12 protein-coding genes are annotated in these 13,082 nt (G+C 63.8%); 11 read left to right on the top strand and 1 reads right to left on the bottom strand.

Translation table 11 applies throughout. From position 1 onward, the window contains the following. Positions 1-228: 228 nt before the first annotated feature. The 7 genes from BJ6T_RS08825 (at position 229) to arfB (ending at position 9,321) form a co-directional block, all read left to right on the top strand. A complete protein-coding gene (locus BJ6T_RS08825; protein ID WP_014491964.1) occupies positions 229-1,200 on the top strand; it encodes a bifunctional riboflavin kinase/FAD synthetase in 972 nt (323 codons plus the stop codon). Positions 1,201-1,418: 218 nt separating this feature from the next. Beyond that, entirely contained in the window at positions 1,419-4,490 is a 3,072-nt protein-coding gene (gene ileS / locus BJ6T_RS08820) for an isoleucine--tRNA ligase (protein ID WP_014491963.1), read from the top strand. Between the two features lie 10 nt (positions 4,491-4,500). After that, positions 4,501-4,995: a signal peptidase II gene (lspA, locus tag BJ6T_RS08815; RefSeq protein ID WP_014491962.1), complete on the top strand. Its 495-nt coding sequence runs from the start codon at positions 4,501-4,503 to the stop codon at positions 4,993-4,995. A gap of 106 nt (positions 4,996-5,101) precedes the next feature. Next, the gene (locus tag BJ6T_RS08810; protein WP_014491961.1) at positions 5,102-5,821 is read left to right on the top strand and encodes a hypothetical protein; all 720 of its coding nucleotides are present in this window, start codon (positions 5,102-5,104) and stop codon (positions 5,819-5,821) included. A 205-nt stretch (positions 5,822-6,026) separates the two neighbouring features. Continuing rightward, a complete protein-coding gene (locus BJ6T_RS08805; protein ID WP_430644620.1) occupies positions 6,027-7,421 on the top strand; it encodes a M16 family metallopeptidase in 1,395 nt (464 codons plus the stop codon). Beyond that, complete coding sequence (locus tag BJ6T_RS08800; RefSeq protein WP_014491959.1) at positions 7,418-8,785, top strand: M16 family metallopeptidase; 1,368 nt, start codon at positions 7,418-7,420, stop codon at positions 8,783-8,785. The genes BJ6T_RS08805 and BJ6T_RS08800 overlap by 4 nt, the downstream gene beginning before the upstream one ends. A gap of 116 nt (positions 8,786-8,901) precedes the next feature. Beyond that, entirely contained in the window at positions 8,902-9,321 is a 420-nt protein-coding gene (arfB, locus tag BJ6T_RS08795; RefSeq protein ID WP_014491958.1) for an alternative ribosome rescue aminoacyl-tRNA hydrolase ArfB, read from the top strand. Positions 9,322-9,389: 68 nt separating this feature from the next. On the opposite strand, the gene BJ6T_RS08790 is transcribed toward arfB, so the two are convergent. Then, positions 9,390-9,695 carry a hypothetical protein gene (locus tag BJ6T_RS08790; RefSeq protein WP_014491957.1) on the bottom strand — a complete coding sequence of 102 codons (306 nt, stop codon included), beginning with the start codon at positions 9,693-9,695 and terminating at the stop codon, positions 9,390-9,392. 304 nt (positions 9,696-9,999) lie between these two features. Between BJ6T_RS08790 and BJ6T_RS08785 the strand changes: the two genes are divergently transcribed. From BJ6T_RS08785 to BJ6T_RS08770, 4 genes are read left to right on the top strand one after another with little or no spacing between them, the layout of a single operon-like run. Further along, positions 10,000-10,386, top strand: a complete 387-nt coding sequence (locus BJ6T_RS08785; protein WP_014491956.1) for a c-type cytochrome — start codon at positions 10,000-10,002, stop codon at positions 10,384-10,386. Further along, on the top strand, positions 10,387-10,782 hold the full coding sequence (locus tag BJ6T_RS08780) for a VOC family protein (RefSeq protein WP_014491955.1): 396 nt from the start codon (positions 10,387-10,389) through the stop codon (positions 10,780-10,782). Positions 10,783-10,827: 45 nt separating this feature from the next. After that, positions 10,828-11,376 (top strand): hypothetical protein, encoded by a 549-nt coding sequence (locus BJ6T_RS08775; protein ID WP_014491954.1) that lies wholly within the window; start codon positions 10,828-10,830, stop codon positions 11,374-11,376. A 29-nt stretch (positions 11,377-11,405) separates the two neighbouring features. Further along, positions 11,406-12,974 carry a GMC family oxidoreductase gene (locus BJ6T_RS08770; protein ID WP_014491953.1) on the top strand — a complete coding sequence of 523 codons (1,569 nt, stop codon included), beginning with the start codon at positions 11,406-11,408 and terminating at the stop codon, positions 12,972-12,974. The last annotated feature ends 108 nt before the right edge of the window (positions 12,975-13,082 follow it).

Raw genomic sequence — 13,082 nt, 5'->3', positions numbered from 1 at the left:
GACTCCCCCAACGCAAACCCAGGAAATATTACGATCGGACCCACCGGGGCCGGAGCCCCGCTGTTCCACATTTCAAGGACTAGCACCAAGGCTTTAAACAGCGCGTTAACTGGGGACGCCTCCGAAGGACTGAAATCACGTTCAATGCGGCCGCTCCCCCTGCCGCTTGACTTCGTCCGGCCGGTCAAGCCACGGTCCGCAGGTCCTGCCGCTTCGAGAATTCCCCTGATGGTCCCGCATTTTACCGTTATCCGCGACACAACGCCGGATTCCGCGATTTTGAGGGGCGCCGTGGTCGCCATGGGCAATTTCGATGGCGTTCACCTCGGCCATCGCGCGGTGATCGCAGCCGCCCTGGAAATGGGCCGGGCGCATGGCCGCCCTGCGCTGGCATTGACCTTCGAGCCGCATCCGCGCCGGTTTTTCAGCCCGAACACCCCGCAATTCCGCCTGACGGACGAGCGGGCCAAGCTGCGGCTTTTGGCCGGCACCGGACTCGCCGGCGCCGTGGTCATGACCTTCGACAAGGCCAGGGCCGGGACCAGCGCGCAAGACTTCATTCACCATGACCTGATCGGGCGCCTCGGCGTCAGCGGCATCGCGGTCGGCTATGACTTCCATTTTGGCAAGGGTCGCGTCGGCTCGCCGAGCCTCCTGATCAACGAGGCGCCCCGGCTCGGCATCGAGGTCGACGTGCAGGCCCATGTCGACATCGACGAGCGGCCGGTCTCCTCCAGCGCCATCCGGATCGCGCTCGCCGAGGGCCTCATCGACGAGGCCACCACCATGCTGGGCGCGCCCTGGTTCATCACCGGCGAGGTGATCCACGGCGAGAAGCGTGGCCGCGACCTCGGCTATCCCACCGCCAACATCCGCCTCGATGCCAATTGCGGCCTCAAGCACGGCATCTATGCGGTGCGGGTCGGCCGCGGCGCCGAGCGGCTGGACGGTGTGGCGAGTTTCGGCCGCCGTCCGACCTTTGATAATGGCGCGCCGCTGCTGGAAATCTTCCTGTTCGACTTCAAGGGCGACCTCTACGGACAAGCGCTCGACTGCGCCTTCGTCGGCTTCATCCGCGAGGAGCTGAAATTCGACAGCCTGGAGGCCCTGATCCGCCAGATGGACGACGATTCCGCCCGCGCCCGCGCCATGCTGGCCGCCGCCCCGGACGCGTTTCCGCGGCTCGGCGTGATCGATTGAGGCCCAAATCCGGCCCGCCGAACCTTTTGCGCTTCTACCTTTTGCGCTTCCCTTGCCCCCCTGCTATGGAGAGCCCATGTTTGCGCGGTGCATCATAGGGATTAGCGGCCCGGCTTCCGCCTGAGCCTGAAGGCTCGGCGCAAGACCGGGATTTTGTCGTTTCACCCCGCGATTCCAGTCGCTATCCGTTTCCGCGCCCTTCCGAGCCAGTCAGCCCCATGTCCGAAAAGCCGCAAAAGTCCCAAAAGTCTGAAGTCAAAGACTATTCCAAGACCCTTTATTTGCCGCAGACGGATTTCCCGATGCGCGCCGGCCTGCCGCAGCGCGAGCCGGAACTGCTGAAGTATTGGAACGACATCGGCCTCTACGACAAGCTGCGCCGGGAAGCCCAGGGCCGCGCCAAATTCGTGCTGCATGACGGCCCGCCCTACGCCAACGGCAACATCCATATCGGGCACGCGCTGAACAAGATCCTCAAGGACGTCGTGACCAAGAGCCAGCAGATGCTCGGCTTCGACTCCAATTACGTGCCCGGCTGGGACTGCCACGGCCTGCCGATCGAATGGAAGATCGAGGAGGAGAACTACCGCAAGAAGGGCAAGCAGAAGCCCGATTTCCGCGACTCCGCCGCGATGGTGGCGTTCCGCAAGGAATGCCGCGCTTATGCGACGCACTGGATCAATGTGCAGCGCGAGGAGTTCAAGCGGCTCGGCATCATCGGCGACTGGGATCATCCCTATCAGACGATGAGCTATCCGGCCGAAGCGCAGATCGCCCGCGAGCTGATGAAGTTCGCGGCCAACGGTACACTCTATCGCGGCTCCAAGCCGGTGATGTGGAGCGTGGTCGAGAAGACCGCGCTAGCGGAAGCCGAGGTCGAGTACGAGGACTACACCTCAGATGCAATTTGGGTGAAATTCCCGATCCGAAAGGCAGAGGTTGAGGGCATCGACGAACAGGCGACAGAAAAGGACTTAAAGCCACTTCGCGAAATCGCGGATGATCTCAAATCCAGCTTTGTAGTGATCTGGACGACAACACCTTGGACGATCCCGGGGAATCGAGCGGTCAGCTTTGGAGAGCACGTCGAATATGGTCTTTACGAGGTCGTAGAAGCACCTGCAGATAATTGGGCTAAGGCCGGCGAGCGTTATGTCCTTGCCAATAGATTAGCAGCTCAGGTCTTTCAGCAAGCCCGTGTCACAAACTTCGCAAAAATTCGGGATGTCGAGTTTGATGCAGGCCCTGCCAGCGTGATTGTCACTTGCGATCATCCGCTAAGGTCGCAAGGTGGATATGATTTCGCCGTGCCTTTGCTTATGGGTGATCACGTCACCGATGACGCAGGTACAGGCTTTGTTCACACCGCACCAAGCCACGGTCGGGAGGACTTCGACGTTTGGATGCTAAACGCGCGAAGGCTAGAAAAAGAAGGCATATCGACCTCGATCCCCTACACCGTCGACGAGAACGGCGCTTTTACCACGCAAGCCCCCGGCTTCACCGGCAAGCGCGTGCTCAACGACAAGGGCGAGAAGGGCGATGCCAACGAGGCCGTGATCAAGGCGCTGATCGAAGGCGGCAAGCTGCTCGCGCGCGGCCGCCTCAAGCACCAATATCCGCATTCGTGGCGCTCGAAGAAGCCGGTGATCTTCCGCAACACGCCGCAATGGTTCATCGCGATGGACAAGGACATCAGCGATGACGGCCATGCGAAGAAGGGCGACACGCTGCGCGCCCGCGCGCTGCACGCGATCTCGGTCACGCAATGGGTGCCGCCGTCGGGCGAGAACCGCATCAACGGCATGATCGCCAATCGTCCGGACTGGGTGATCTCGCGCCAGCGCGCCTGGGGCGTGCCGATCGCCGTGTTCGTGCGCGAGAAGAGTGACGGCTCGGCCGAGATCCTGCAGGACGAGATCGTCAACCAGCGCATCGCCGAAGCCTTCATGGAAGAAGGCGCCGACGCCTGGTACATGGACGGCGCCCGCGAACGCTTCCTCGGGTCCCGCGCGAGCGAGGACTGGAGGAAGGTCGACGATATCTGCGACGTCTGGTTCGATTCGGGCTCCACACACGCCTTCGTGCTCGAGGATCGCCAGAACTTCCCGCAGCTCGGCAACATCGTCCGCAAGATCGACGGCGGCAACGACACCGTGATGTATCTGGAAGGCAGCGACCAGCATCGCGGCTGGTTTCATTCCTCGCTGCTGGAAAGCGCCGGCACGCGCGGCCGGGCGCCCTACGACATCGTGCTCACCCACGGCTTCACGCTCGACGAGAACGGCCGCAAGATGTCGAAGTCGATCGGCAACACCGTCGAGCCGCAGAAGGTCATCAAGGATTCGGGCGCGGACATCCTCCGCCTCTGGGTCTGCGCCACCGACTATGCCGACGACCAGCGCATCGGACCGGAGATCCTGAAGAACACCATCGAGACCTATCGCAAGCTGCGCAACACGGTCCGCTGGATGCTCGGAACACTGCATCACTTCAAGGCGAGCGAGAAGGTCGCTCATGCCGAGATGCCCGAACTCGAACGGCTGATGCTGCACGAGCTTGCAAAGCGGGCCGCCGTCATTCGCACCGCTTACACCGTCTTCGACTACAAGACCGTCGTCGCCACACTCTCCGCGTTCCTGAACAGCGAGCTGTCGGCGTTCTACTTCGACATCCGCAAGGACACGCTGTATTGCGATCCGCCGTCCTCGCCGGCGCGCAGGGCGGCGCTGACGACGATCGACCTGTTGTGCGAGTCCGTCCTGAAGTGGCTCGCTCCGATTCTGAGCTTTACCGCCGAGGAGGCCTGGCGGATGTACAGGCCGCAGGCCGAACCGTCAGTCCATCTCACGGTGTTCCCCGGTGCAATGGACGCATTCCTCGACGAAAAGCTCGCCGCGAAATGGGAGACGATCCGCGACGTCCGCCGCGTCGTCACCGGCGCGCTCGAGCTCGAACGCGCCGCCAAGAACATCGGCTCCTCGCTCGAGGCCTCGCCGGTGATCTATGTCGCCGACCGGAACGTGCTGATGACGCTGTTCGACACCGACCTCGCCGAAATCTGCATCACCTCGAACTACGAGGTGCGCGAGGGCGAGGCGCCTGCGGGCGCGTTCCGTCTCGATGTGGTGCCCGGCGTCGCGGTCGTCGTCGAGAAGGCCGTGGGCACCAAATGCGCCCGCTCCTGGAAGATCTCGCCCATGGTCGGTGAAGACCCTGAATACCCCGACGTCACCCCGCGCGACGCCCAGGCGCTGCGCGAATGGAAGGCGTTGGGCGTGAGCGTCTGATCGGACGGCCATGACCCCGCTCCGCGCCGGCATCCTTGCGGCCATCGTCACGCTCGTGGCCGACCAGGCTTCGAAGCTGTGGCTGCTGAACGGGTTCGACCTCGCCCGTAAGGGCGTGGTGAAGGTGACGCCGTTCTTCGACCTGGTGCTGGCCTTGAACATCGGCATCAGCTTCGGCTGGCTCCAGAACGACAGCCAGTCGGCGCAGATCGCGCTGATGGCGGTCAAGGTCGTCGCCGTGGTCGCCCTGGCGATCTGGATGGCCCGCTCACACACCCTATTGGCGACCGTCGCACTCGGGCTGATCATCGGCGGCGCGATCGGCAACGGCATCGACCGCTTCGCCTACGGCGCGGTGGTCGATTTCGCCCTGTTCCACATCGAGATCGGCGGAAATACCTATAATTGGTACGTGTTTAACCTCGCGGACGTGGCCATCGTTGTCGGGGTGGCGGCGCTATTGTATGATTCATTCCTGGGGGTACCCGCCGCAAAAGCGCCCTGATCCCGGCCGATACGGACCGGCAGGTGGAACCCTGCTTTTTGCGAGGATTGGCCGCGTGAGAGCGGCAAAGTGCAGCAATCTGCCACAATATGGAACAGGTACAGTGATGCGCAGCTCCGAGACCAGCGGTTCGATGGTTCGAGACCCCAAGGCGGGGTTCTGGCGGGCGTTGAAATTGTCCGCTGTCGCGCTCGGCATCGGCCTCGTCATGACGGCAGGCCCGGTCCGTGCCGGTGACGACGACGATGATGATGACGGGATGACCTTCGAAGAGAAGATCATCGACAATCTGATGTCCGGCATCGGCGCCAAGAGCATGGAAAAGCCCGGCATCGAATACCGCGAGCGCTCCCCGCTGGTCGTGCCGCCCAAGCTGGACCTGCCGCCTCCCGCGACCCAGGCCAAGAATGCGCCGAACTGGCCCAAGGACCCCGAGGAGAAGCGCCGCAAGGAGGCGATTGCCGCGCGCAAGAAGGCTACCAAGGCAACCGAAAACTGGCAGGCCGCCCGGCCTCTGACGCCCGCCGAGATGAAGGCCGGCGAGGTCGCCGCAGCCCCCCGTACAAGCAATGATCCGATCCAGCCGGGCACCAATGGTAACCCGTCGCTCAGTCCCTCCGAACTCGGTTTCACCGGCAGCCTGTGGAACATGATGAAGGGCGGCAAAGGCGAGACCAAGCAATTCACCAGCGAGCCGCCGCGCCAGTCGCTGGTCGAGCCGCCGCCGGGCTATCAGACGCCTTCCCCGAGCTATGCCTATGGCGCCGGAGAGGACAAGTCGCGCCGGACCTATTTCGACATCATGTCGGGCAAGGACAAGGAATAATAGCCTTCCTGCCCCACCGCGACATCCTGACAGGCGCCAACCTGGCACCGGCGGCTTATGCACGCCGGACGCGGTCTGCAAATTGCCAATCAGTAACTTGCCTACGTGTTGAGTTCTCTGCTTCGTGACGCGAAGCCTCAGCCGCACGGTGTAGCATGCCGTGCCTCCGAGCCGGACATCCGGGCTCGGCCTTTTCATAAGGATTATGATGTCCTCTTACCGATCGGCCGCCTGCCTCCTCGCCGCGCTGCTTTCGACGAGTGTCCTCTCAACCGGCGCCGCCCTTGCCCAGACCACGGTGACATCGGCCCCGCCCGCCAGCTTCACGCTCGCCAACGGCATGCAGGTCGTGGTGATCCCGGACCACCGCACGCCCGTGGTCACGGAGATGATCTGGTACAAGGTCGGCTCGGCCGACGAGACGCCGGGCAAATCCGGACTCGCGCACTTCCTCGAACATCTGATGTTCAAGGGCACGTCGAAGCATCCGGTCGGCGAATTCTCCCAGACCGTGCTCCGCGTCGGCGGCAACGAGAACGCCTCGACCTCGGTCGACTACACCAACTACTACCAGCGCGTGCCGAAAGAGCAGCTGCCGACCATGATGGAGTTCGAGGCCGACCGCATGACCGGCCTGATCCTCAAGGACGAGAACGTGCTGCCCGAGCGCGACGTCGTGCTCGAAGAGTACAACATGCGCGTCGCCAACAATCCGGATGCGCGGCTCAACGAGCAGATCATGGCCGCGCTCTATCTCAATCATCCCTACGGCCGGCCGGTGATCGGCTGGCACCAGGAGATCGAGAAGCTCGATCGCGAGGATGCGCTCGCCTTCTACCGCCGCTTCTACGCGCCGAACAACGCGATCCTGGTGATCGCCGGCGACGTCGAAGCGGCCGACATCCGTCCGCTGGTCGAGCGCAATTTCGGCGCCATTCCGGCCCAGCCCGCGATACCGGCGCGCCGCGTGCGCCCGCAGGAGCCCGAGCCCGCCGCCCCGCGCACCGTCACGCTGGCCGACCCGCTCGTGGAGCAGCCGAGCCTGCGCCGCTACTATCTGGCACCTTCCGCAACGACGGCCGCAGCCGGCGAGAGCGCAGCCCTCGACGTGCTGGCGCAGCTGATGGGCAGCGGCAGCAATTCCTATCTCTACCGCGCCCTCGTGGTCGACAAGCCGCTCGCGGTCTCCGCCAGCGCCAGCTATTCGAGCATCTCGCTCGACCCGACCCAGTTCTCGATCTCGGCCTCGCCGAAACCGGGCGTCAGCTTTGCCGATGTCGAGCAGGTGGTCGACGGCGTCATCGCCGACATCGCCCAGAACCCGATCCGCGCCGAGGACCTCGAGCGGGTCAAGACCCAGCTCATTGCGGAAGCGATCTACGCCCAGGACAACCAGGCGGTGCTGGCGCGGTGGTATGGCGGCGCGCTGACCACGGGCCTCTCGATCGAGGACATCAGGAGCTGGCCCGACCGCATTCGCGCGGTCACCGCTGAGCAGGTTCGCACTGTCGCGCAGAAATGGCTCGAGAAGAAGCGCTCGGTGACGGGCTATCTGATCAAGGACACCGGTGCCGCCAAGCGCGAGGAGAAGCGTTCGTGACCTATCCCTTCCTTCGACGCGTTGCATTCTCGCTTGCCACCGGCGCGGCACTCGCGCTCGCTACGGTGTCGCCGTCACAGGCAGCCGCAAAGATCCAGCACCTGACCTCGCCGGGCGGCATCGAAGCCTGGTTCGTACAGGATGCGACCGTGCCGCTGATCGCGATGGAATATTCCTTTGCCGGCGGCTCGGCGCAGGATCCCAAGGACAAGTCCGGCGTCGCCAACCTGGTCGGCGACCTCCTCGACGAAGGCTCCGGCGATCTCGACTCCAAGACCTTCCATGAGCGGCTCGACCGCCGCGCCATCGAGCTCTCCTTCAGCGCCACCCGCGATACGTTCCGCGGCAGCCTGCGGATGCTGCGCGACAACAAGGACGAAGCCTTCGACCTGCTCAGGACCGCGCTGACCTCGCCGCATTTCGACACCGCCGACGTCGAGCGCATCCGCTCACAGGTGATCTCGGGCCTGCGCCGCGAGACCACCAATCCGTCGTCGCTGGCGAGCCGCAAATTCCTGGAGGTCGCGTTCGGCGACCATCCCTATGGCCGGCAGACCAATGGCACGCTGGACAGCGTGCCGACCCTCACGGTCGCCGATCTGAAGGATTATGTCGGCCGCGTGCTCGCCAAGGATGGGCTGAAGATCGCGGTGGTCGGCGACGTCGATCCCGAGACCCTCGGCAAGCTGCTCGACCACACTTTTGGCAGCCTGCCCGCAAAAGCCAAACTCACGCCGGTTCCCGACATCGAGGCGGCCAAGCCGCCACAGCGCGCCTTCGTTCCACTGGACGTGCCGCAGACCGTCATCACCTTCGGTGGCCCCGGCGTGAAGCGCAGCGATCCCAACTTCATGGCGGCCGATGTCGTCAACCACATCCTCGGCGGCGGCGGACTGTCGTCGCGGCTCTATCGCGAGGTGCGCGAGAAGCGTGGCCTCGCCTATTCGGTGTTCGAATCGCTGCTCTGGATGGAGCATTCGGCGGTCGTTATCGGCAATACCGGCACCCGCGCCGACCGTGCCGGCGACACCATCGACGCCATCGAGAAGGAGGTACGCCGCATCGCCGAGGAGGGCCCGACGCAGAAGGAGCTCGACGAGGCCAAGTCCTACCTCAAGGGCTCGCAGATGCTGGCGCTCGACACCTCCTCCAAGCTCGCCCAGGCGCTGCTGCAGTACCAGCAGGACAAGCTGCCGATCGACTATATCGAGAAGCGCAATGCCCTCGTCGATGCGGTGACGCTGGATGATGCCAAGGTCGCCGCCGAGCGGCTCTGGGGCCAGGGCCTGCTGACGGTCGTCGTCGGCCGCGCCCCGCAGGCCGCCGCGCAACCGGCCGCGGCACCGGCGACGAAGTCGAACTGACGTCCCCTGACGTTTCCTGAAATGGCCGGGCTCGCCCGGCCATTTGCGTTTCCAGGATGCGCCATTGCCGAACGTGGACGTCCGCGATATGTCCGGACATCACGAATGGTGCCATCATGCTGCGGATATCCCGCGATCTCGTCATCGACGAGGACGACATCGAGATCGGCTTCGTCCGCGCCTCCGGCCCGGGCGGGCAGAACGTCAACAAGGTCTCGACCTCGGCGCAGCTGCGCTTCGACACGCGCAAGCTGACCTTGCCGGAGGATGCGGTGATCCGGCTCGCTCGCATCGCCGGCCAGCGCATGACCAAGGACGGCGTGATCGTGATCCACGCCCAGCGCTTCCGCACCCAGGAACGCAACCGCCAGGACGCCATCGACCGGCTCACCGAGATCCTGACCGAGGCGATGATACGGCCGAAGCCGCGCCGCGCGACACGGCCGACCCTTGGCTCCAAGCAGCGCCGGCTCGACGGCAAGAAGCGCCGCAGCGACATCAAGGCAGGGCGGGGCGGCGGCCGCTTCGACGACTAGCAAAGCAGACCCGGTCAAAAAACTCCGGCCGCGGGGCGACCGGAGTTTTCTTGCTTCACCCGGCGGGACTAGTAGCGCTTGCTCGGGGCTGCACCGCCCGTCGCGGAATCGTCGGCGGTTCCCTTATGCGCAGCGCTACCGGTGGTGCCGACCGTACCCCTGGTGCCTTTGGTCGACTTCATGCCCGTCTTCTCGCCCGCCGTGCCCGGCTGAGCATTCATCTCCTCATCCCCGCTGCCCATGGTGCTGCCTTGCATCGGCTTGCCTTGCACGGTGCCGCCTGTCTTGGCGGGTGGCGCGCCTTGCGCGAGAACCGGCGTCGCAATCAGAGCCGACAGAGCGCATGCGATCATCGAGGTCTTCACCAACTTCATCCATTTCTCCTGGATTTTACCGCGACGAATGGCTCGGCTGCATCCTGCGCCGCTCACCTGCACCGGGTCATTGCATCGCGTAGAGAGTTCGAGCGGCGCAATCGTCATGCAATGCGCATGGTGTGGTGATCGTTTAGGGATTTGACGGCGGTTTCGCGGAATTGTGCTCCGCATATAAGGCATTGCGGAACACACGCGGCCGCCAGTGTCTCCGCGCGCAATCGAAACAGCCCGCTACTACCACCGCATCTTTGACGCCGCCTAGAGTTTGCGCACGTTGATGTGGATGGGCGGATTCTTGGCGATGCGCGCAGTCGTGCTGGGATTGTGCACCGCGATGGTGCTGGTGACGCGGGTTGCCGATGCGCAAATGCCCTTGCCGGCCGCCAAGCCGCCGGATGGCGCGACGCTGTTCAAACAGCAATGCGCGGTGTGCCACACGACAAGCCTGTCAGAGCCGGCGCGGCAAGGCCCACCGCTGGTGAAGGTCGTCGGCCGTCCCGCCGGCAAGACCGAAGGTTTTAAATATTCGGAGGCGCTGTCGAAAGCGGACTTCGCCTGGGACGAGCCCAGGCTCGACGCCTGGCTGAGCAATCCGCAAGCCGTCATTCCCGGCGTGACCATGGTCTACCGGCAGGCGAAGCCGGAGACGCGCACCGCCATCATTACCTACCTGAAGGAGCTGAATTGAATGGCAAAGCCCGTTCATTCCATGATCCGCGTGCTCGACGAGGCCCGCTCACTCGACTTCTACAAGCGCGCCTTCGGCTTGGAGGTCGCCGACCATCTGAAGTTTTCGGACTTTGCCCTGATCTATCTGCGTCATCCCTCCTCACCTTTCGAGGTGGAGCTGACGGTGAATTTCGATCGCAAGGAGCCGTACCAGCTCGGCGACGGCTATGGACATATCGCCGTGGTGGTCGAGGATCTCGATGCCGAACATGCCCGCTTCGAGCGCGAGAAGCTCGCACCGGGACCGCTGCGCGACTTCAAGCACGACGGCAAGACGCTGGCGCGCTTCTTCTTCGTCAGCGATCCCGATGGCTACAAGATCGAGGTGATCCAGCGAGGGGGTCGTTTCGGCTGATCAAAATCACAAAAATCCAAATCAAAAAATCTACGGAGGAATGCCATGAGAGAAATAGATCGTCGAAGCAAGCACAGCCGCCGCGTCTTTCTCAAGGGCGCGGCCACAGCCGTACCGGTCGTCGCTGTGGCGACCAGCGTCGCCGTCAGCATCGAGGATGCCTGGGCGGATGATGCGAGCGCGCTGTCACCAGCGACGATGAAGACGCTGCTGAAGATCGCGCGCGACATCTATCCGCACGATGCCCTCGGCGACAGCTACTACATCATCGCGATCAAGCCGTGGGACGGCAAGGCAGCGAAAGATCCCGCCGTCAAATCGCTGATCAGCGACGGCATCACGCGGCTCGATCAGAATGCGCGGGATCGCCACAAGGTGGCTTACGCCGAAGTGCCATGGGAAGCCGACCGCGTGGTGCTGCTGAAGGAGATCGAGCAGAGCCACTTCTTCCAGAAGGTGCGCGGCGACCTCGTCGTGTCGCTCTACAACCAAAAAGAGGTCTGGCCGCGGTTCGGCTACGAAGGCTCCTCCGCCGAGCACGGCGGCTACATCAACCGCGGCTTTGCCGACATCGACTGGCTGCCGAAGGCTTAAGGCTCACCCAACGGTTCAGGAGAACGCATATGGCAAAATTCGATCTGAACGACTCCAGCGTTGTGGTGATCGTCGGCTCCGGTGCCGGCGGCGGCACGCTGGGCAACGAGCTCGCGCAGAAGGGCGTCAAGGTGGTCATCCTCGAAGCAGGTCCCCGCATCGAGAACCAGGACTTCGTCAACGACGAGTGGGAGAGCTTTTCCCAGCTCGCCTGGACCGACGCCCGCACCACGTCGGGGACATGGCGCGTCGCCAAGGATTTTTCGGGCCTTCCCGCCTGGATCGTCAAGGCGGTCGGCGGCTCGACGACCCATTGGGCCGGCGCGTCACTGCGCTTCGACGAGCATGAATTCAAGGTGAAGAGCACCTACGGCAACATTCCCGGCGCGAACCTGCTGGACTGGCCGGTCACGCTTGCCGAAATGGAGCCATGGTACGCCAAGGCCGAGAACAAGATGGGCGTGACGCGCACCAACGGCATTCCCGGACTTCCCGGCAACAACAACTTCAAGGTGCTCGAAGCCGGCGCGAAGAAGCTCGGATACAAGACCGTGCACACCGGCAACATGGCGATCAACAGCCAGCCGCGCGATGGACGCGGTGCCTGCCAGCAGATCGGCTTCTGCTTCCAGGGCTGCAAATCCGGCGCGAAATGGTCGACGCTCTACACCGAAATCCCCAAGGGCGAGGCGACCGGCAATCTCGAGGTGCGGCCGAGCAGCATGGCGGTCAAGATCGAGCACGACGCCGGCGGCAAGGTGACCGGCGTGGTGTACGCCGACGAGAGTGGCGCGATGCAGCGCCAGAAGGCGCGCATCGTCGCGGTCGCCGGCAATTCGATCGAGAGCCCGCGGCTGCTCTTGAACAGCGCATCGACCATGTTCCCCGATGGCCTCGGCAATTCATCGGGCCAGGTCGGTCGCAACTACATGCGGCACATGACCGGCAGCGTCTACGCCGTGTTCGAGAAGTCGGTGCACATGTATCGCGGCACCACCATGGCCGGCATCATCCGTGACGAAGCCGCCAACAATCCGAAGCGCGGCTTCGTCGGCGGCTACGAGATGGAGACGCTGTCGATCGGCCTGCCGTTCATGGCTGCCTTCCTCAACCCCGGCGCCTGGGGCCGTCCGTTCACCGCGGCGCTCGACGGCTATCCCAGGATGGCCGGCATGTGGCTGGTCGGCGAGGACATGCCGCAGGAGACCAACCGCATCACGCTCGATCCCGTCGTCAAGGACAAGTTCGGCCAAGCGGTCGCGAGCGTGCATTTTGACGACCATCCCAACGACCTCGCGATGCGCGCACATGCCTACAAGCAGGGTGCGGCGGTCTACGACGCCGTCGGCGCCACCGTGACCTATCCGACGCCGCCCTATCCGAGCACGCACAATCTCGGCACCAACAGGATGAGCGAGAAGCCCCGGGATGGCGTGGTCAACAAGTTCGGACAGAGCCACGACGTCAAGAACCTGTTCGTCTCGGACGGCAGCCAGTTCACCAGCGGCGCAGCATGCAATCCGACACTGACCATCGTCGCGCTCGCGATCCGGCAAGCGGATTACATTGCGGGGGCGATGCAGAAAAAGGAGATTTGACCGTCCAAAGAAAACTGTGTTCTCTCGCCGTCATTGCGAGCGAAGCGAAGCAATCCAGAATCCCACCGCGGTGACGGTCTGGATTGCTTCGTCGCAAAAGCTCCTCAA

It is taken from the genome of Bradyrhizobium japonicum USDA 6, assembly GCF_000284375.1.
In the GTDB taxonomy this organism is placed as follows: domain Bacteria; phylum Pseudomonadota; class Alphaproteobacteria; order Rhizobiales; family Xanthobacteraceae; genus Bradyrhizobium; species Bradyrhizobium japonicum.
The sequence above is the reverse complement of the archived record's forward strand: the minus strand, read 5'-3'. Positions and strand labels throughout refer to the sequence as shown.

Coding starts and splice junctions, on each gene's coding strand:
- BJ6T_RS08825 (WP_014491964.1), top strand. CDS start 229: ATGGTCCCGCATTTTACCGTTATCCGCGACACAACGCCGGATTCCGCG.
- ileS (WP_014491963.1), top strand. CDS start 1,419: ATGTCCGAAAAGCCGCAAAAGTCCCAAAAGTCTGAAGTCAAAGACTAT.
- lspA (WP_014491962.1), top strand. CDS start 4,501: ATGACCCCGCTCCGCGCCGGCATCCTTGCGGCCATCGTCACGCTCGTG.
- BJ6T_RS08810 (WP_014491961.1), top strand. CDS start 5,102: ATGCGCAGCTCCGAGACCAGCGGTTCGATGGTTCGAGACCCCAAGGCG.
- BJ6T_RS08805 (WP_430644620.1), top strand. CDS start 6,027: ATGATGTCCTCTTACCGATCGGCCGCCTGCCTCCTCGCCGCGCTGCTT.
- arfB (WP_014491958.1), top strand. CDS start 8,902: ATGCTGCGGATATCCCGCGATCTCGTCATCGACGAGGACGACATCGAG.
- BJ6T_RS08790 (WP_014491957.1), bottom strand. CDS start 9,695: ATGAAGTTGGTGAAGACCTCGATGATCGCATGCGCTCTGTCGGCTCTG.
- BJ6T_RS08785 (WP_014491956.1), top strand. CDS start 10,000: ATGCGCGCAGTCGTGCTGGGATTGTGCACCGCGATGGTGCTGGTGACG.
- BJ6T_RS08780 (WP_014491955.1), top strand. CDS start 10,387: ATGGCAAAGCCCGTTCATTCCATGATCCGCGTGCTCGACGAGGCCCGC.
- BJ6T_RS08775 (WP_014491954.1), top strand. CDS start 10,828: ATGAGAGAAATAGATCGTCGAAGCAAGCACAGCCGCCGCGTCTTTCTC.
- BJ6T_RS08770 (WP_014491953.1), top strand. CDS start 11,406: ATGGCAAAATTCGATCTGAACGACTCCAGCGTTGTGGTGATCGTCGGC.